Origin of the sequence: Pseudovibrio sp. W64 (assembly GCF_001623145.1) — a bacterium.
GTDB lineage: Bacteria > Pseudomonadota > Alphaproteobacteria > Rhizobiales > Stappiaceae > Pseudovibrio.
This window is the reverse complement of sequence record NZ_LMCI01000007.1, coordinates 25,328-44,256: the sequence shown is the minus strand read 5'-3', so window position 1 is coordinate 44,256 and position 18,929 is coordinate 25,328. Positions and strand designations below refer to the sequence as shown.

Here is an 18,929-nt window from a genome sequence, read left to right as displayed (position 1 = left end):
TCTGGCCCATTCATTGGGATAAGTTCTAAACAGCGTCTTGATCTCTTTTTCAAGAGGCTGTGTCAAATTCTAGGCAAAAGCGAGAATAAAACGAAAAGAGGGACCAAAAAGGCCCCTCAATCCATAATAATGTAAGAACTAACTGTCTTATGCTTCCAAAGCAACAACGCCAGGTAGTGCTTTGCCTTCCAGCCACTCAAGGAATGCGCCGCCAGCAGTGGAGATGTAAGAGAAGTCTTCACTTGCTTTTGCGTGGTTGAGAGCTGCAACGGTGTCACCGCCACCAGCAACAGTTTTCAGCTTGCCCTCTTTGGTGCGTGCTGCTGCATGCTGTGCTGCTGCAACAGTTGCTTTGTCGAATGGTGCGATTTCGAATGCGCCGAGAGGACCGTTCCAAACGAGGGTCTTCGCGGTGTCGATTTTTGCTTTCACAACTTCGATAGAAGCTGCGCCAACATCGAGCATCATTGCGTCTGCTGGGATTGCATCGAGAGCAACAGTTTCGTTCTTGGTGTTTGCTGCAAATTCCCATGCAACAACAGCATCTGTTGGCAGAACGATTTCGCAGTTTGCTTTTTCAGCTGCCGCCATGATGCGGATTGCTGTGTCAGCCAGATCGTGCTCGCACAGGGATTTGCCGACGTTCACGCCTTTAGCCGCGAGGAAGGTGTTCGCCATGCCGCCGCCGATGACCAGGATGTCTACTTTAGACACGAGGTTTTCGAGCAGGTCGATCTTGGAGGAAACCTTTGCGCCGCCAACAACTGCCAGAACCGGACGCTCAGGCGTGGAAAGTGCGGAACCGAGTGCTTCCAGCTCTGCCTGCATGGTACGGCCTGCGAATGCAGGAAGCAGCTTTGCAATGCCTTCGGTGGAACCGTGTGCGCGGTGTGCTGCAGAGAATGCGTCGTTTACGTACAGGTCGCCGTTTGCAGCCAGTGCTTTTGCGAATTCTGGATCGTTCTTTTCTTCACCAGCATAGAAGCGGGTGTTTTCCAGAAGCAGAACATCGCCGTCAGCCATTGCATCAATGGCGGCTTTGGCTACGTCACCGGTGCAATCTGTGGCGAAAGCAACTGGTTTGCCAAGCAGGTCAGCAACAGGGCCAGCAACAGGTGCGAGGCTCATCTCTTCGACTACTTTGCCTTTTGGACGGCCAAAGTGTGCGAGAAGGATGACTTTGCCGCCAGCCTCGGAGATTTCGCGGATGGTTGGCAGGACACGCTCAATACGGGTGGCGTCGGTAACGATGCCATCCTTCATTGGAACGTTGAGGTCTACGCGGACGAGAACACGTTTGCCGGAAAGTTCGGCATCGCTAAGAGTTTTGAAAGACATAAAAATCTCCGGAATTTCTGTCTGTGACCTTATACTGGTCGACTTACTTACAGAAAGACTTTGCGGAGTTGGTGATCAAATCTATGGGAGACTTCGCACTGAATGGTGCGGCTCAGGGATTGGATCACTCCGCACTGGTATATGTGAGAAAAAAGGGGCCGCTTAAAAGCGGCCCCTTTCTGATTAGATGAGCTTTGCCATTGCAACAGCGGTGTCCGCCATGCGGTTGGAGAAGCCCCACTCGTTGTCGTACCAGGTGAGGATACGAACCATTGTGCCTTCCATGACCTTGGTCTGGTCCATGTGGAAGATGGAAGAGTGTGGGTCGTGGTTGAAGTCGCAAGAAACGTTTGGCACTTCGGTGTAACCAAGAACGTCCTTCAGTTCGCCTTCAGCCGCTGCTTTGATTGCTGCGTTGATTTCTTCTACGGAAGTTTCTTTCTTCGCGATGAAGGTCAGGTCAACAACAGAAACGTTTGGAGTGGGTACGCGGATTGCAACGCCGTCCAGTTTACCAGCCAGCTCAGGCAGAACCAGGCCAACAGCCTTAGCAGCACCTGTGGAGGTTGGGATCATGGAAAGAGCTGCTGCGCGGCCGCGGTACAGATCCTTGTGCATTGTGTCGAGAGTAGGCTGATCACCGGTGTAAGAGTGAACGGTGGTCATGAAGCCTTTTTCGATGCCAACCAGTTTGTCTAGAACGTAAGCTACCGGAGACAGACAGTTGGTGGTGCAAGATGCGTTGGAAACAACCAGATCTTCAGAAGTCAGGGTGTCGTGGTTTACGCCGTAAACGATTGTTTTGTCAGCGCCTGCTGCAGGAGCAGAAACCAGAACGCGCTTTGCGCCAGCTTCCAGATGCAGGGAAGCTTTTTCTTTTGCGGTGAAGATGCCGGTGCACTCCAACGCAACGTCGATACCCATTTCACCCCAAGGCAATTCTTTAGGATCACGGATAGCGGTTACTTTGATTGGACCACGACCACAATCGATTGTGTCGCCGTCTACGGTCACTTTTGCAGGGAACTTGCCGTGTACGGAGTCAAACTGCAGCAGGTGTGCGTTCGTTTCAACCGGGCCGAGGTCGTTAATTGCTACAACTTCAATGTCGGTACGACCGGATTCAATGATTGCACGGAGAACATTACGACCAATGCGACCAAAGCCATTGATGGCTACCTTGACTGCCATTTAAGAACCTCTTTCGGTACGGCGCCTTAAAAAACGCCCTCGTTTTATATATTCGCCAGCTCTTGCCGGCCGTCTTCTGAGAGGCCTCTGGCTGAGAGGAGCCAGAAGCTTCATTTAGTCAGCTTTAGGCGTTATCGCTATCGCCAAGGCGCTTTTCTGCCTCTTGGACCACTGCATCGGCAGTAATCCCGAAATGCTCATAGAGCTCCTGGTAAGGGGCGGAGGCACCAAATCCTGACATGCCTACGAAACCACCATCAGAACCGACAAAGCGATCCCAACCCATACGAACGCCCGCTTCCACAGCGATCTTCACCGGACTACCACCAATGATGGCATTCTTATATGCGTCAGATTGATGCTCGAAGAGTTCGAAGCTCGGGACGGAGACCACACGGGTCGCAATTCCCTTGCCGTCGAGCTCTTTTTTCGCGTCGACTGCGATCTCAACTTCGGAGCCGGTTGCGAACAGAGTAACGGTCGCTTCTTCTTCACAATCAGCGATGATGTATGCGCCTTTGGCACACAGGTTTTCGCTTTCGTAGTGAGGACGAAGGGACGGTAGGTTCTGACGAGTCAGAGCCAAAACGCTTGGATTATCAGCGGCTTTCATTGCCAACTGCCAGCATTCCAGGGTCTCAGTGATGTCCGCTGGGCGGAAGAACTGCAGATCTGGGATACAACGTAGAGCCGCGAAGTGCTCCACAGGCTGGTGTGTTGGGCCATCTTCACCCAAACCGATGGAATCGTGGGTCATTACGTGAATGACGCGCTGCTTCATCAGGGCTGCCAGACGCAGAGACGGACGGCAGTAATCGGAGAAGATCAGGAAGCCACCAGAGTAGGGGATAACTCCGCCGTGCAGGGCCATACCGTTCATTGCTGCAGCCATGCCGTGCTCACGGATGCCCCAGTGAATGAAGCGGCCGGAGAAATCGTCCGGAGTGACTGGTGGTGTATGTTCGGTGTTGGTGTTGTTGGAACCAGTCAGGTCAGCAGAGCCGCCGATGGTTTCAGGTACAGCACCTGTGATCACTTTCAGAACAGCCTGGGACGCCTTACGGGTCGCAATTTTTGGCTGGGTGTCTGCAAGCTCTTTCTTGTAGGCGTCGATTGCTGCGTCGAAGCCGGATGGCAGATCGCCACGGCAACGGCGCTCAAACTCGCCACGCTGCTCAGGGTTTGCTTCGTTGAAGCGCTGTTCCCACTCTTTGCGAGCGTTTGCGGAACGCAGACCTGAGATGCGCCATGCATCGAGAACGTCGCTTGGGACCTCAAACGGCTCAGCAGACCAGCCAAGAGCTTCGCGGGTTGCTGCAATTTCTTCAGCGCCCAGAGGAGCACCGTGCACTTTGTTGGTGCCGGACTTGTTTGGAGACCCGAAGCCGATTGTGGTTTTCGCCGCAATCATTGTTGGCTTGTCACTCTTGCGAGCTTCGGTCAGCGCTGCTTCGATTTCTTCCGGATCATGACCATCGATTGAGATGGTGTTCCAGCCAGATGCTTTGAAGCGTGCAATCTGATCGGTGCTGTCTGACAGATCTACGGAACCATCAATGGTGATGCCGTTGTCGTCCCAGATGAGGATCAGTTTGTTCAGCTTGAGGTGACCTGCCAGAGAAATAGATTCCTGAGAGATACCTTCCATCAAGCAACCGTCACCTGCGAGAACGTAGGTGTAGTGGTTTACGAGATCTTTGCCGAAACGCTCTTCCTGCAGACGCTCAGCGATGGCCATGCCGACTGCGTTGCCAAGACCTTGACCGAGAGGACCAGTGGTGGTCTCGATGCCTGCGCCATGACCGTATTCCGGGTGGCCGCATGTCCGTGCGCCAAGCTGGCGGAACTGCTGAAGCTGTTCAATGGAGAAGTCTTCGTATCCCAGCAGATAGAGTGTGGAATACAGCAGCATGGATCCGTGCCCTGCGGAGAGCACAAAGCGATCGCGGTCTGCCCATTTCGGGGAGTTCGGATCAAACTTCAGAAACTTGGAAAACAGGACCGTTGCGATGTCAGCTGCACCCATTGGAAGTCCTGGGTGGCCAGATTTTGCTTTTTCAACGGCATCCATTGAAAGAAAGCGTATCGCATTCGCCATGCGAGAGTGCTTTTCGAGATCGGTCATCTTATTCCCGCTGTCGACCCGGCAGGGCAGCCGGTTCTTTACTAATAGCTAGTGTAAATTCGATGACAGTTGCCATAGTCTTTGCCCCAGACTAATGCGAATTGGCAGTTGTCCACGAACGAATAACGGAAGGAGACATAGCAGGTCAGAAAGTTGAGTCAATGAAACTGAGCTCTTCTGGTGCCGTTTATTGCGTAAGTTGAGCGCTTTTGAAATTTGAATAGCATTTGTCAACATAAGTTATGTTGCCAAGGTCTCTTTAATGAGTGAATTTGCTTAGCGTAAAATGCGTGTTCATTAGATTTTTATGGTGGCGAAGCTTGTATTTTGTTCACGAATGTTGCGTCGGGTAATTTTCCGAGTCGAAGGCCTTTGTAAGTTCTGTAATCACTGATAAATGAGATGGTTCTCGCATATTCCTAAGATATGATGTGAATAAAGCTCGACGATTCCCTCCAGCTAATGGATAATTGTCTTCCGCTTCCCTAGACGGGATTAGGTCGGGTTGCCATCTCCCAATGGTAACTGATGTTTTGGTGAGTACGGATACAGGTAGATGTCAGAGGTGAAGATGGATAGTGGGCAAGATCTGGATCATGCGCTGGATCGTATTACTGCCTCCATCACGAAGCTTGAGGGGGCGATTCATCGTAGGACGTCCCGTGACAAGACCCTTGATGCGTTAGAAAACGACTTGCAGAGAATTGGTGAGGATCGAACACAGCTGGCATCAAAGCTTGATCAGGCCGAGGCGCGTGGTTCGCGACTTGAAGATGTCAACAAAGATGTTTCCCGCCGCCTTGTTGCTGCCATGGAATCCATTCGTACTGTTCTCGACGGACAGGAGAGCTAAGATCAATGGCGCAGATTACAGTTACAATCAATGATCGCAGCTTTCGCATGGCGTGTGATGATGGTGAGGAAGAACGGCTTCTCGGTCTTGCTCAGCGTTTTGACGACAGCATCAGTAGCCTGAGAGAGAACTTTGGTGAGATTGGCGATCAGCGCTTAACCGTGATGGCGGGCATCATGGTGACGGATCACCTTGCCGAAGTTGAGCGGAAATTGCGTGCCGCCGAAGGGCGTATCGAAGAACTCGGGAAAGCTGAGGCTTCTGTTGAAGAGCGTCTGGCTGCGCAAGAGCAGCGTTATTTGAGCCGCATTGAAGAGCTCGAAAAAGAGCATCGTGAGAAAGAAGCCAGAATTGTTGCGCGCCTGCTGGAAAGCGCAGACAAGATTGAGCAGCTGAGCACTGATATGGACAGCGAACTGCGCGAAGACGAAAGCGCGGCTTAAGACCTCTTTGTTTCTTCCTTTATCTCGCCTGCCAGTTGGTCCGCTATAGGGCCAACAACCACCTGGACCGAGCCTGCAGCAGGTTTGATGACACCGTGAACACCGAGTTGCTTCAAAACTGCTTCATTGATGGCATCACTATCTACCACTTTCAGGCGCAACCGGGTTGCGCAGGCATCTATTTCCAAAAGGTTGGCTGAGCCACCCAAGGCTTCCAGATAAGCATGCGCTTTGCTGTTTGTTTCGGTTGGGTTGTCCGCTGTGTTATCCGTTTTTGTAGTTTCACGACCCATGGTCTTCAGGTCAAAAAGCTTAATAGTTGCCACGAACAGAAAGTAGTAGATGGCGAAGAATGCAGCTCCAACCGGGATTAGCAGGAGCGGTTTTGTGGAGATGCCGTAGTTGATCAGGTAGTCGAACAAACCTGCTGAGAAACCAAAGCCCAGCTTCACACCCAGCACGTTCATGACAACCATCGAGACGCCTGTGAGGATTGCGTGGATCACGTAAAGTGCAGGGGCCAGGAACATAAAGGCAAACTCGATCGGCTCAGTTATTCCGGTCAGAAATGACGTGAGCGCCATGGAGAGCAATATGCCTCCTACGACTTTGCGATTTTCTGGCTTTGAGCAATGGTACATGGCAAGGCATGCGGCGGGGAGCCCAAACATCATGACTGGGAAAAAGCCGGCCATGTAGGCTCCGGCGGTTGGATCTCCTGTGAAAAAGCGGTTCAGATCGCCGGTGACAACATCTCCTGAGGCGGTGATATAATCACCCAGAATGAACCAGGCGATGTTGTTCAGGATGTGATGAAGGCCTGTGACGATCAGCAGTCGGTTCAAAGCGCCATAGAGGAACAAGCCCACATCACCCATATGCGTAATTGTGTTTGTGAGGGAGATTAAAGCCCTGTCGAACCAGAGCCAGCCATACCCAAAGAGGGCGGCGACGAGCAGTGCGGCGACGCCGGCCACAATGGGAACAAAGCGGCGGCCTCCAAAAAAGGCGAGGTAGTCGGGAAGCTTGATATCCCGGAATTTGTTGTAGAGCAGGCCTGCCGTAATACCCATGATGATCCCGACCGGGACTGCAATACGGCCTTCCATCTTGAGAGCTTGTTCTGGACTGAGCCCTGCCAATTCAACAGCGCCTTGTTGTGCAACGAGGAAGCCGACCAAACCTGCCAGAGCTGCTGCGCCGTGGTTCTCCTTTGCAAACCCAACTGCGATACCTACGGCAAACAGCATGCCCAGATTGGCGAAAATTGCACTTCCAGCAGAGGCAACGAAGGGAAGATTAAGAAGATCGGCTTGTCCAATGCGCAGGAGGATCGCTGCGACCGGCAGCACTGCAATTGGCAGCATCAAGGATTGCCCGAGCTTCTGAACGCCTGCAAATGCATTGTTTGACATTCAACTTTCCTTCCTCTCGATAAAACCCAGGGGCCTTGAAGTTCGGCTTCCTCTTCATGTGTCCTTATTTACGCGGAAACTATGAAGAAGCTGCCGAACGTGCCCTTGCGTTATGAAGGGTTCTCGGTGATCGAGTTAATAGTCTTGAAAAATTACCCGCATACGGGCTGGCGATACTTGTTTATGACAGTGGGTTACGCTTGATTTAATGGGAAGGTTGGATCTGAGGGGCTGGTAATTTTGTTCGCTCTGGCCTATATCACCCATTGCGTTGCTGCGCGGTTCGTCAGGAGACACATATCCCCGGGGCCTTACGCATTCCTTTGGGAGCTGTTCCTTCCCTCGCTCGTGGGCTTGGGGACACGGCGCCCACCTACATAGTAGGTTCTCCGGGATTGCACACTCTCCAACGGCTGTTGTGGCGCGCTCTTATCTTTTTGTTTTCCTCTCTCATTTCAGTGATGCTCTCTTGCTTTGCGATTTTTCGCAGGCTGCATCATAATGCGCGTCGTTCATGCGTATTGTGTTCCGATAAGTGATCCAGTCCTTTCGGAAATGCGCCATTCAATAGAAGTGAGGTGCGTGTTGACATCCCAAGACATCGAGAATGATGAGTGCAAGCTGGCCAAGCGTGAAGTCCGCAAAGCAGGACTTGCTGCGCGGGCAACTCTATCGTCAGTAGAGCGGATTGAGCGGTCGCTTGATCTTGTCGGATATGTTGGTGAGCTTGGGGTGGAACCGGGATCGGTTGTTGCCGGGTTCTGGCCTATTCGTGATGAGGTTGATCCACGTCCGCTGATGGATGCATTGGCGAAGAGTGGCTGTTCTTTGTGCCTTCCTGTTGTCATTGGTGATGATCTTGAGTTTCGCCGTCTGGATAAGGGCGGGCCGCTGGAACCGGCGGGTTTTGGCAGTATGGCACCGGGGCCTGAGGCAGAGGTTTTGCACCCCAATGTGGTGCTGGTGCCACTCTCTGCCTTTGATGGGGATTGCAACCGCATCGGATATGGCAAAGGTTTTTACGACCGTGCATTGAGTGATCTGGAAAAACTTACCGATCTCACTGCGATTGGGGTTGCATTTGCGGTTCAAGAGGTAGAAGAGGTTCCGATGGAACCGCATGATCGTCAATTGGATGGAATCCTGACAGATCATGGGCTTCTGAAAGCTGGTGATTAGAGTGATTTGTCAGGCACTGGGCCTTTCTGCGATTTGCATGAAATGCTCGAGAGCTGGCGGGTCTGCTTTGGTCCAAATGATGTGCGCGTATTCTTTCATTATAAAGCCTTAGGTCTGGAATACGTGGCAGGGCATGTCTCGCGTTTAAATGCAGTTACGCGTCATGTTCTACGGTTTGTTTTGTGCGTGTCCTGATAGAAAGCCGAGCGGGCATTTCGGGGATACGTTTGAAAGGGTGTATAAATGCAGCTGCTGTTTCTTGGGGATCTTGTTGGGCGCGCTGGTCGCAACGCTGCGACTGATGAACTGCCTCAACTTGTTGAAGACAACCAATTGGATTTTGTCGTTGTGAACGGCGAAAACTCCGCAGCAGGCTTTGGTATCACCGAAGAAATTCTTGAAAATGTGCTGGATGCTGGTGCTGACGTTGTTACCACTGGCAACCACATTTGGGATCAGCGCGATACGCTTGTTTATATTGAGCGTCAGAACCGCTTGCTGCGTCCTGCAAACTATCCATCAGGCACGCCGGGTAAGGGCGCTAACCTTTACCGCGCAAGAAATGGTGCTGATGTGCTGGTAGTGAATGTGATGGGCCGCGTTTACATGGATGCACTGGATTGTCCGTTTGCTGCTATCGATAAAATTCTGGCTGATTGCCCGCTGGGCGCTATGGCTGATGCGATCATTATTGATATGCACGCCGAAGCGACCAGTGAAAAGCAGGCGATGGGTCACTTCTGTGATGGCCGTGCGTCTCTGGTAGTTGGCACCCACACGCATGTTCCGACTGCTGATCATCAGGTTCTGGTAGGCGGCACGGCCTATATGTCCGATGCGGGTATGTGCGGCGATTACGATTCTGTTTTAGGTATGGATAAGGAAGAACCAGTCAACCGCTTCCTGCGCAAAGTGAATGGCAGCCGTTTTACACCTGCATTGGGTGAGGCAACGGTTTGTGGTGTTGCTGTTGAGACGGATGATCGCACGGGTCTGGCCAAGCATGTCTCTCCGGTACGGATTGGCGGGCGTTTGTCGCAGATTATCCCACCATTCTGGCCAAGTGCAGCAAACGGCTGAGCCTGAATAAACATCATGCTTACACGATAAACGACAGGTACGAGTAAGGTCGCGCCTTATCTCGCGGTTTCTTGCTCTGGATTTTGTCGTGTAAGCGTCTTATAAGCTTTCATCAAATTTGCTCGACGTTTTGGCGACATGCGTGTCGGGGCGAGCGCTGTCCAGGCTATCAGCGGCTTGGTGAGCGCTCCTTTGAGCTATAAGTTTTATTTGCAAACACAAGCCGGGAAGACCTATGGCCGGACATTCAAAATTCAAAAATATCATGCACCGCAAGGGACGTCAGGATGCTGTGCGTTCCAAGCTGTTCTCTCGCTTTTCCAAAGAGATTACCGTTGCTGCGAAGATGGGTGATCCTGACCCGGACAAAAACCCTCGCCTGCGCCTTGCTGTGCAGAACGCGAAGGCCCAGTCCATGCCGAAGGACAACATTGCCCGCGCGATCGCAAAGTCTCAGGCTGGTGAGGGTGCTGATTATACCGAGATTCGCTATGAGGGTTATGGCCCAGGTGGCACCGCGATTATTGTTGAGGTCCTGACTGACAACAAAAACCGCTCTGCTGCAAATGTGCGTTCCTACTTCACCAAATACGGTGGATCCATGGGGGAAACCGGTTCTGTTTCCTTCATGTTCGATCGTGTTGGCGAGCTTGTTTACAAGCCTGAAGCTGGTGATGCGGACACCGTCATGGAAGCTGGCATTGAAGCCGGTGCTGATGACGTTGAGAGCGATGAAGACGGCCACACCATTATCTGTGCCTTCGAGGATCTCTCCGACGTTTCCAAGGCGCTGGAAGGTGCGTTGGGCGAAGCTGAGTCTGTGAAGACCATCTGGAAGCCGCAGAATCTTGTAGAAGTGAACGAAGAAAAAGCCGGCACCATCATGAAGCTGATGGATGCGCTGGAAGATGATGATGACGTGCAGAATGTCTTCTCTAACTTCGACATCTCAGAGGAAATCATGGCAAAGCTCGGCTAAGCCTGTTTTCTGATTAAGCTTTAAAGGCGGTACGTTTTGCGTGCCGCCTTTTTTGTTGCGTGCTTGTTTTGTGAGGGTGCCCCTGATTTCAATGGAGTTGGCTTCGTTCGGGCTCTGTGAAACCTTTTTGCGACCATGATCAGGGTTGAGGCAGGTTGGTGAGTGAGGAAAACGACAAGGTTCGCGTGATTGAACATGCCATTGGCTCGGCATGGCGGCTGCATTTGCTGGCGATTGCCTATGCCGCTCTGCTGGTTCTTGGTGCCGTGCTGGAAACGCCTTCCGGTGTTTGGGAGGAGAGGGCGCCGTTGGTGGCGCGGGTCTACGGCTTTTGTGTGCTCAGTGCGCCGTATGTGCTGACGGTGGCTGGTCTACTGACAGCGCTGTATCTGCGGCAGGCGGTGAACATTGCCCGGACAATGAAAGAGCGCTGTCTGATTGCGACAGCTGCTATTCTAACCATGCCGATCAATGGTTTTCATAAGGGAGAGTGGTGGGTATCCCTGTGTTCAGTCATTGTGACTGTGTTCCCACCTTTGCTCTACATCGGCCTTGCTTTGCTCGGGCAGCCCCTCTCCCTTATCGGATTGGGGCTTTGTATTGGTGCATACTTGTTTTGCCTTTATCAAAGGCAGATGCTGCTCATCGCTCAAAACAGCAACTTCCTTCAGGACAGAATTTCCGAGCTTGTCAGTATGGCGCAGATCGTTACCGGCTCAGGTAAGAACGAGGACGCCTCCTGATTGATTAACCATCGTCGATGATGGATTCCAAATGCTGTAGTGGCAATGCGCCGTTTGCTTTGAGTGTGCGGATTGCAAAGTTGGAGCGTACATCTTCGACGCCGTCCAGTGACATCAGGAAGTCAGAGAGGAAGACGTCGTAGGCTTCCAGCGTTGGGACAACGATCTCAGCAAGGATATCAGACTGACCTGAGACCAGATGACAAGATACGACCTCTGGCTGAGAGGTGACGCGCTCGATGATTGACATGATCTGCGCTTTGCTTTGTTTGCCTACGCGCATTTCAACAAAGACCGTCATGCCAAGACCAACAGTCTTGCGGTTCACGGATGCCTGATAGCCGTTGATCACGCCGCTGTCTTCGAGGTTTTTGACGCGGCGCAGGCATGGAGATGGGGATAGGGCAACTTTACCTGCCAACTCTACGTTGGTTAGGCGACCGTCCTCCTGAAGATTCTTCAGGATTTCTAGGTCAATCTTGTCGAGCGATGATTTTGGCATAAATCTGGTTTTTTCGTCTGTTTATAGGGATATTATTGCGGAAACTAAGTTGTTTTTCTTTGTTTCGCAAGATGTGTCGGTTGTTCTTGGCTTCTTGTGGCCGTTATCAACGTGTGTGTATGGTCTTAGATCATCTGAGAATTCCATCCAAAATTGGCATGCTTGTGATGGCGGCTCCCAAGATGAGTGAATAAGCGAGTGCGCGGTACGAGCGACCGCTTGATAGTGAGAAGCCTTTGGCTCCCAAATAGATGCTCAGGCCGTATGCCGGGCAGATCAGGAGTGAGAGGAGCAGCAGCTCCTGTGTGATCAGGCCATTCCACCAGAACGCTGCAAATGAGCCGAAACTGGTGAAGAAGAAGTAGGTGATCAGGTTGGCGCGAATGACGCTGACGGGTAGGGGGCCAGACATCCAATAGGTGATGACCGGAGGGCCAGCCAGTTGTGTCATGCCACCGAGCAGGCCGGAAACTGCGCCAACCCCAAAGGAGGTGCGCTTGTTGGGTGCCTTGGTGTAGCGCCATCCCGAAATCAAAATGATTAGCAGGAGGAGTACCACACCGGACAGAACCCAGCGCAAAACGTAGGGATCGGCATTCGTGAGTACCCATGCGCCGATAGATACGGTGATCACTGCCCCTCCTGCTGCTGGAAGGACGGTTCTCCAGTCGCAGATTTTGGTGGCTGAGACCACCATGGGGAGTGAGATTGTTGCATCGACCATGAGAAGAGAGGCTGCGGCCAGCTTTGGTTCCATAATGGCGGAGGCAATGGGCATGTAGATCATCGCGGCTCCGAAGCCCGCAAACCCACGGGTCAACCCGGCGAGCGCTATAGTTGCGCACACCATCAAGAAGGCCGGGGATTCTAGTCCTGCGACGTCTGGGAGCATATATGCCTCTGCTGAGAAGGTCGGTTTTAGGCTTCCTAGTTGTGCGGACTATAAGTTACGAAGGTGCCTTCCTCCAATCGGGACAATTGGAGGAATTGTCGAGAATTTCTCAATTACCCTCTGGAGGACATCGCAATTTGCCCTTTAGCCTTGTGAAACTGCGGGAAATTGAGTGAGGCAGGTATGGCTAGAGGTCGTGGAAGAATGGCAGGGAAACGACCGCAGCGAGGAAGATGATGCCTTTTGCGGCCCATTTGAAATACGTAAGTGGTGCGCTTTTGAAGGCTTTCGCACCAAACATAAGACAACCCAGATAGATTGGACCTGCGATGATCAGGACTGGGATGAGTTCTTTTGTGAAAAGGCCGTTGTAAGCGTAGGAGGCATACGCGGAGACGTCAGCTATCGCGATAAACACGATCATGTTAGCGCGGATTACGTTTTGTGGATGGGGGCCGGTGGCCCAAAGTGTGTAGATAGGGATGGATGGCATCTGGCTGAAGCCGCCAAGCAGGCCAGAGAGTGCACCGACACCGAGGTTCTGTTTACGGCTGGGTTCCTCCGAATAAGTCCAGTTGGACATGAGGACGGCCAGCAGCGCGAGCACTACGATGGATATGCCCCAGTGCAGAATAAAGGGTGGTGCGTTGGCGAGGATCCATGCGCCGACAGAGACAGCCAGGATCGCTCCAATGGCGGCAGGCACGACGCTTTTCCATCGGCACAGCTTGGTTGCCGGGAAAATGAGTGGCAGTGCGATGACGGTGTCGAGGATGAGAAGTGTGGCGGCAGCGAGTTTTGGGCCGATGACCAGCGCAGCGAGGGGGATCCAGACCATACCTGAGCCAAACCCGGCAAATCCGCGCATCAAACCTGCCAAAAGGATGGCTCCAGCCACCAGACACAACTGCAAGGCGGAGTGTGCAGACAATGCTTCAATCATACCGGGTCCTTACCTGCAGGATTTGCAGGAACGCGTGGATTACTCCTGAATTTTAACGGATTAAGCGATTGGTTGAGGTTACCGGCTAGCGTCTTCGGAGATTTTTCGTTACCGGTTTGTTCTATGGATCATTCAATTCGAATCATGGGTGTTGACCCTGGCCTCAGGAACACTGGTTGGGGCATTATTGATGCCAAAGGTAATCGCGTCAGCTTCATTGGAAGCGGCACGATACAATCCAACAGCAAGTACTCCCTCGCAGAACGGCTCAAGCAGTTGTACACTGGCTTGCAAGAAGTGATTGAACGCTATGATCCTTCCGAGGCTGCGGTTGAGAATACGTTTGTGAACAAGGATGCCGGAGCTACGCTTAAGCTGGGGCAGGCGAGGGGGATCGCTCTGCTTGTGCCATCTCTGCACAATCTCGTGGTTTCAGAATATGCTCCGAACCTGGTGAAAAAGACTGTGGTGGGAACCGGGCATGCGGAAAAAGAGCAAATCCGTATGATGGTGAAGGTGTTGATGCCGAAGGCGACGTTTAATTCGGACGACGCGGCGGATGCACTGGCGATTGCGATCTGCCATAGTCATCACCGGGGTAGTGTAACGGGCCGTCTGGCCGCAGCGGAGGCGCGTTTGAAATGATCGGGAAACTCAAGGGTGTCGTCGACAGTTACGGCGATGATTTTGTACTGCTGGATGTGCAGGGCGTTTGTTATCAGGTGCATTGCCCTTCTCGCGTGTTGCAGCAATTGCCGCGTGTCGGCGAAGCTGCTGTGCTGGCCATTGAGACCATGGTCCGTGAGGATATGATCAAGCTCTTTGGTTTTTCCGAGGACAGTGAGCGTGAATGGTTCCGCATTCTCATGACCGTTCAGGGTGTTGGTGCAAAGGTTGCGCTGGGCATTTTAGGCATCATGCGGGCGACTGAAGTGGCGAACGCGATTGCGCTGGGCGATAAGACTGCGATCACACGGGCGCCGGGTGTTGGCAAGCGCGTTGCTGAGCGTATCGTGACAGAGCTGAAAGACAAAGCGCCTGCCTTTGCCTCTGTTGAAGATGACACCATTGCTGTTTCCCAAAGCGTTGCGGAAAATGTGGCGTCCCGGCCTGTGGCAGATGCTGTCTCGGCTCTTTCCAATCTCGGCTATCAGCCCGCTCAGGCCTCAGCCGCTGTGGCAGCTGCTGTAAAAACAGCAGGTGAAGATGCCAGCGCTGAAAAACTTATTCGCCTCGGCCTTAAGGAACTTGCGTAATGAATGAGGGTGAGGATCGCCTTGTTACTCCTGAAATTCGGGGCGACGAGATTGACAGCGGAACGCGTCCGCAAACGCTGGATGACTTTACCGGACAGGCGCAGGCTCGTGAAAACCTGAAGGTTTTCATTGGAGCAGCGAAGGCACGGAGTGAAGCGCTGGATCATGTGTTGTTTGTCGGGCCTCCAGGCCTTGGTAAGACAACGCTGGCGCAGATTATGGCGCGTGAACTTGGGGTGAACTTCCGGGCAACTTCCGGCCCCGTGATTGCAAAAGCGGGTGATCTGGCTGCGCTGCTGACCAATCTGGAAGATCGGGATGTTTTGTTCATTGATGAGATCCACCGTCTCAACCCTGCGGTTGAAGAGGTGTTGTATCCGGCAATGGAGGATTACCAGCTCGATCTCATCATTGGTGAGGGACCAGCCGCGCGGTCTGTGAAGATTGACCTTGCCAAGTTTACTTTGGTGGCCGCAACGACCCGTATTGGCTTGCTGACGACACCGTTGCGTGACCGCTTTGGCATTCCTGTTCGACTTGAGTTTTATACTCCGGAAGAGCTGGAGCTGATTGTGAAGCGCGGTGCGCGACTCTTGGGAATCGGTATGAGTGATGCGGGTGCACGAGAGATTGCCAAGCGCTCCCGCGGGACACCGCGTATTGCAGGACGTTTGTTACGCCGTGTGCGGGACTTTGCGATTGTTGCCGGGGATGCTGAGATTGACAGTGGGCTTGCTGACCGGGCTTTGCGGCAGCTGGAAGTGGACAGTGCTGGCTTTGACAGCCTCGATCGGCGTTATCTGAAGCAGATTGCGCTGAACTTTGGTGGCGGCCCTGTTGGAATCGAGACGATTGCAGCGGCTCTTTCTGAGCCGCGGGATGCGATTGAAGAGATTGTTGAGCCGTATCTTATCCAGAATGGCTACCTACAACGGACACCGCGTGGCCGAATTTTGACGCCAATCGCTTTCAAACACCTTGGTTTGGCGGTGCCGGACAACCCGAATGCACCTCAGATGGCTCTTTTTCAACACGATGAAGACTGACCTGCAGATATGAACACCAAAAAAACTGAGGCAAATTGGCCCGATCTGACAGGGCGAGTTGACGGCAACGAACATATTTTGCCTGTGCGTGTGTATTACGAGGACACCGACTTTTCCGGCGTCGTCTATCACGCGGCTTATCTGAAGTTCATGGAGCGTGGCCGCACTGAGCTGCTGCGTATGCGCGGTGTGCATCATCATGAACTGGATTCAGGCATGCATGGGGAGCGTCTGGCGTTTGCTGTTCGCCATATGGATATTGATTTTCTCAAGCCTGCACGAATCGATGATGTGCTTGAAGTTCATACGGATATCAGTGAGGTGAAGGGTGTCCGAATGTTTATAAGCCAGAGAGTTATGCGTGGTGACGAAGTTTTGATCAAGGCGCGTGTGACTGCTGTGGCTATTTCTGCGGACGGGAAACCACGCAGATTGCCCAAGGATCTAGTCGCCCAAATGAACGGCGAATAAGCGCGATAATCATCGCGAAAAATCACCAATATTCATTCAAAGTAAACGGGACTGGAAACCTTTTAATCCTTCAGTAACCTTAAACAGGTCTTTTCATTTATGCCTTCAATGCTGGCTGTAGTCGAAGTTTCGCCAAATTCGACAGGCAGGAAGGCTGCTAAATGTTTAATAGACTGGTTGTGTCCATGGCAGGGGTTCTACCGTGGACAGGTCTTTGGGTTATCAGGGCAAGAGGTCCTTATTACATGAACTCTAAGGTGATGAAACTCGTTGTGGCCATGAGCGCAGCGGTGGCTTTGTTGACGCCATTGGCTGCAACGGCTCAGGACGTGCAATCTGTTGAGCTGGGTGCAGCTCCGGGTTCGGGCTTGTCCTACATTTCGTTGTTTCTGGAAGCAGACATCGTCGTCAAGATTGTAATGATCGGTCTGATCGCTGCTTCTGTCTGGAGCTGGGCGATTATCTTTGACAAGATTGTTCTGTACGGTCGCTCTCGTCGCCAGATGAACCGTTTTGAGAATGTGTTCTGGTCCGGCCAATCTCTCGAAGAGCTTTATAAGTCTTTATCCTCCCGCGCGAATAACGGCATGTCCGCATTGTTTGTGGCTGCGATGCGTGAGTGGAAGCGCTCTCATGAAGGGGATAAGCCTGCGATTGCCAGCCTGCAGCAACGTATCGACCGCGTGATGGATTTGACCATCTCCCGTGAAGTTGAGCGGCTTGAAAAGCGCTTGCTGTTCCTTGCAACGATTGGCAGTGCGGCTCCATTTGTTGGTCTGTTTGGTACGGTTTGGGGCATCATGAATGCGTTTACGTCTATTGCAGCTTCCAAGAACACCAACCTTGCCGTTGTGGCTCCGGGTATCGCCGAGGCGCTGTTTGCGACCGGTTTGGGCCTGATTGCAGCTATTCCGGCGGTTATTGCTTACAACAAACTGCAGAGCGATTCCGGCAAGCTTGCCGCGCGTATGGAAGGCTTTGCAGATGAGTTTTCCGCTATTTTGTCCCGCCGCATTGATGAGCGAGGATAACCCATGGGTATGAGCACTGGAGCAGCTGGTGGTGGTGGTCGTGCAGGTGGCAGACGTGGTCGCCGCAGGCATTCTCACGCACCGATGAGCGAGATCAACGTAACGCCGATGGTGGACGTGATGCTGGTACTGCTGATCATCTTTATGGTGGCAGCTCCCTTGCTGACTGTCGGCGTGCCGATTGACCTGCCTGAAACTCGCGCAAAAGCGATGGAAGGTGATACTGAGCCGATAGCGATTTCGGTGAAGTCTGATGGGGGCGTGTTCATTCAGGATACTGAGATCCCTATTGATGAATTGATCGCGAAACTCGGTGCGATTGCCGAGAATGGTTACAACGAACGTATCTACGTGCGTGGTGATCAGGATGCCGATTATGGAATCATCATGAAAGTTATGGGTCGCATCAATGCTGCTGGATACAAGCGCATCGGGCTCGTCACTCTAGAGGAGCAGGGTTAACCGGGAATGCGTGCAGGCCTTATCGCATCGCTAGTTGTTCACGTGGTCGTGCTTGTTGCCGGAGCGGTTTCGCTTAACTTCGGTAAAGAGCTGACCACTGCCCCGGTGGATTCACTGCCCGTGGATCTTGTGCCTGTGAGCGAGCTGACAAAGCTGCAGCTAGGCACAAAAGAAGCGAAGGAAATCAAAGAGGCTGCGTTGCAGCCGACCAAGAAGCCTGCAGAAAAGCCAGAGCCGGAGAAAAAGACCGGTGAAGCTAAGAAAGAGGTGAAGAAGGTTCAGGAAGCGAAAAAGGAAGTGCAGCAGGCTGAAACACCGCCGCCACCACCAGAACCAGCTGAGCCAGAACCAGCCCCAAAGGAAGTGCCAAAAGAGAAGGCTCCTGCGGAGACTGCAGAACTTGGTCCTGAAGTCGAGAAAACAGAAAAGCCGAAGCAGGTCGTTAAAGTCCGTCCACGTTCTAAGCCAAAGCCTCCAGCGCGCCCTAAAGCGCCGAAGAAGGAAGAGCCGAAGAAGAAGGAAGATTTTAACTCGAAGATGGCGGCTTTGCTGAACAAAACGAATGCGAAGTCGAGCGGGACTGCAAAGTCCGCAAAACCGGCTTCTCTTGGATCCGAATTGGGTCAGACCAACGTGAAGATGAGCCAGTCTGAACTGGATGCGCTTCGCGGACAGGTTGCCCGGTGCTGGAACCCACCTGTGGGTGCCGCTGGTGCTGAAGATCTTAACGTTCGCCTAGAGTTTAACTTGAGCCGTACCGGTGAAGTTGAAGGGCAGATAAAGGTTCTGAATTCCAGCAGTAACCCGACATTCAGAGCTGCTGCAAGCAGTGCAGAACGCGCGGTCTATCGCTGCGGTCCGTATTCTCTGCCAGCAGCTAAATATGATGCATGGAAAACCGTCATCTTGAATTTTGATCCACGCGATATGCTTGGATACTAGGTATTGAGATTGAAAGGAGCTTAGGTCTATGTCCTTTG

20 protein-coding genes and 1 other RNA gene are annotated in these 18,929 nt (G+C 52.6%); 14 read left to right on the top strand and 7 right to left on the bottom strand.

Annotation, left to right across the window (positions count from 1 at the left end):
• Positions 1–147: 147 nt before the first annotated feature.
• From PsW64_RS03945 to tkt, 3 genes are all read right to left on the bottom strand, one after another.
• Positions 148–1,338: a phosphoglycerate kinase gene (locus tag PsW64_RS03945; RefSeq protein ID WP_063302759.1), complete on the bottom strand. Its 1,191-nt coding sequence runs from the start codon at positions 1,336–1,338 to the stop codon at positions 148–150.
• 183 nt (positions 1,339–1,521) lie between these two features.
• Positions 1,522–2,529, bottom strand: a complete 1,008-nt coding sequence (gene gap / locus PsW64_RS03940; protein ID WP_063302758.1) for a type I glyceraldehyde-3-phosphate dehydrogenase — start codon at positions 2,527–2,529, stop codon at positions 1,522–1,524.
• A 124-nt stretch (positions 2,530–2,653) separates the two neighbouring features.
• Positions 2,654–4,654: a transketolase gene (tkt, locus tag PsW64_RS03935; RefSeq protein WP_063302757.1), complete on the bottom strand. Its 2,001-nt coding sequence runs from the start codon at positions 4,652–4,654 to the stop codon at positions 2,654–2,656.
• A 556-nt stretch (positions 4,655–5,210) separates the two neighbouring features.
• Between tkt and PsW64_RS03930 the strand changes: the two genes are divergently transcribed.
• Both PsW64_RS03930 and PsW64_RS03925 read left to right on the top strand, forming a co-directional pair.
• A complete protein-coding gene (locus PsW64_RS03930) occupies positions 5,211–5,507 on the top strand; it encodes a DUF4164 domain-containing protein (protein WP_057461991.1) in 297 nt (98 codons plus the stop codon).
• 5 nt (positions 5,508–5,512) lie between these two features.
• Positions 5,513–5,950, top strand: coding sequence for a cell division protein ZapA (locus tag PsW64_RS03925; RefSeq protein ID WP_063290226.1), 438 nt, complete (start codon positions 5,513–5,515; stop codon positions 5,948–5,950).
• Here the strand turns inward: PsW64_RS03925 and nagE are convergent.
• A complete protein-coding gene (nagE, locus tag PsW64_RS03920) occupies positions 5,947–7,365 on the bottom strand; it encodes an N-acetylglucosamine-specific PTS transporter subunit IIBC (protein WP_063302756.1) in 1,419 nt (472 codons plus the stop codon). The two genes, PsW64_RS03925 and nagE, sit on opposite strands and share 4 nt — an antisense overlap.
• Positions 7,366–7,633: 268 nt before the next feature.
• Between nagE and ssrS the strand changes: the two genes are divergently transcribed.
• The 5 genes from ssrS (at position 7,634) to PsW64_RS03895 (ending at position 11,346) form a co-directional block, all read left to right on the top strand.
• Positions 7,634–7,793: non-coding RNA, 6S RNA (gene ssrS / locus PsW64_RS03915), on the top strand.
• A 157-nt stretch (positions 7,794–7,950) separates the two neighbouring features.
• Positions 7,951–8,544 (top strand): 5-formyltetrahydrofolate cyclo-ligase, encoded by a 594-nt coding sequence (locus PsW64_RS03910; protein ID WP_063302755.1) that lies wholly within the window; start codon positions 7,951–7,953, stop codon positions 8,542–8,544.
• Positions 8,545–8,787: 243 nt separating this feature from the next.
• Complete coding sequence (locus PsW64_RS03905) at positions 8,788–9,624, top strand: TIGR00282 family metallophosphoesterase (RefSeq protein WP_063291526.1); 837 nt, start codon at positions 8,788–8,790, stop codon at positions 9,622–9,624.
• Positions 9,625–9,859: 235 nt separating this feature from the next.
• Positions 9,860–10,603, top strand: a complete 744-nt coding sequence (locus tag PsW64_RS03900; RefSeq protein ID WP_063302754.1) for a YebC/PmpR family DNA-binding transcriptional regulator — start codon at positions 9,860–9,862, stop codon at positions 10,601–10,603.
• Positions 10,604–10,761: 158 nt separating this feature from the next.
• Complete coding sequence (locus PsW64_RS03895; protein WP_208980555.1) at positions 10,762–11,346, top strand: hypothetical protein; 585 nt, start codon at positions 10,762–10,764, stop codon at positions 11,344–11,346.
• 4 nt (positions 11,347–11,350) lie between these two features.
• On the opposite strand, the gene PsW64_RS03890 is transcribed toward PsW64_RS03895, so the two are convergent.
• From PsW64_RS03890 to PsW64_RS03880, 3 genes are all read right to left on the bottom strand, one after another.
• Positions 11,351–11,848, bottom strand: coding sequence for an Lrp/AsnC family transcriptional regulator (locus PsW64_RS03890; protein ID WP_063302752.1), 498 nt, complete (start codon positions 11,846–11,848; stop codon positions 11,351–11,353).
• A gap of 130 nt (positions 11,849–11,978) precedes the next feature.
• The gene (locus PsW64_RS03885) at positions 11,979–12,740 is read right to left on the bottom strand and encodes a sulfite exporter TauE/SafE family protein (RefSeq protein ID WP_208980554.1); all 762 of its coding nucleotides are present in this window, start codon (positions 12,738–12,740) and stop codon (positions 11,979–11,981) included.
• 187 nt (positions 12,741–12,927) lie between these two features.
• A complete protein-coding gene (locus PsW64_RS03880) occupies positions 12,928–13,683 on the bottom strand; it encodes a sulfite exporter TauE/SafE family protein (RefSeq protein ID WP_063302751.1) in 756 nt (251 codons plus the stop codon).
• Positions 13,684–13,806: 123 nt separating this feature from the next.
• Here PsW64_RS03880 and ruvC point away from each other — a divergent pair, with 123 nt between their 5' ends.
• From ruvC to PsW64_RS03845, 7 genes are all read left to right on the top strand, one after another.
• Complete coding sequence (ruvC, locus tag PsW64_RS03875; RefSeq protein ID WP_082827053.1) at positions 13,807–14,328, top strand: crossover junction endodeoxyribonuclease RuvC; 522 nt, start codon at positions 13,807–13,809, stop codon at positions 14,326–14,328.
• A complete protein-coding gene (gene ruvA / locus PsW64_RS03870) occupies positions 14,325–14,939 on the top strand; it encodes a Holliday junction branch migration protein RuvA (RefSeq protein ID WP_063302750.1) in 615 nt (204 codons plus the stop codon). The genes ruvC and ruvA overlap by 4 nt, the downstream gene beginning before the upstream one ends.
• On the top strand, positions 14,939–15,985 hold the full coding sequence (gene ruvB, locus PsW64_RS03865) for a Holliday junction branch migration DNA helicase RuvB (protein WP_063290221.1): 1,047 nt from the start codon (positions 14,939–14,941) through the stop codon (positions 15,983–15,985). Before ruvA ends, ruvB begins: the two co-directional genes overlap by 1 nt.
• 9 nt (positions 15,986–15,994) lie before the next feature.
• Positions 15,995–16,456 carry a tol-pal system-associated acyl-CoA thioesterase gene (gene ybgC / locus PsW64_RS03860; RefSeq protein ID WP_063302749.1) on the top strand — a complete coding sequence of 154 codons (462 nt, stop codon included), beginning with the start codon at positions 15,995–15,997 and terminating at the stop codon, positions 16,454–16,456.
• A 245-nt stretch (positions 16,457–16,701) separates the two neighbouring features.
• Positions 16,702–17,487, top strand: a complete 786-nt coding sequence (tolQ, locus tag PsW64_RS03855; protein WP_057461981.1) for a protein TolQ — start codon at positions 16,702–16,704, stop codon at positions 17,485–17,487.
• 3 nt (positions 17,488–17,490) lie between these two features.
• The gene (gene tolR / locus PsW64_RS03850; RefSeq protein ID WP_057461980.1) at positions 17,491–17,949 is read left to right on the top strand and encodes a protein TolR; all 459 of its coding nucleotides are present in this window, start codon (positions 17,491–17,493) and stop codon (positions 17,947–17,949) included.
• Between the two features lie 6 nt (positions 17,950–17,955).
• Entirely contained in the window at positions 17,956–18,891 is a 936-nt protein-coding gene (locus PsW64_RS03845; protein ID WP_063302748.1) for a hypothetical protein, read from the top strand.
• Positions 18,892–18,929: the final 38 nt, after the last annotated feature.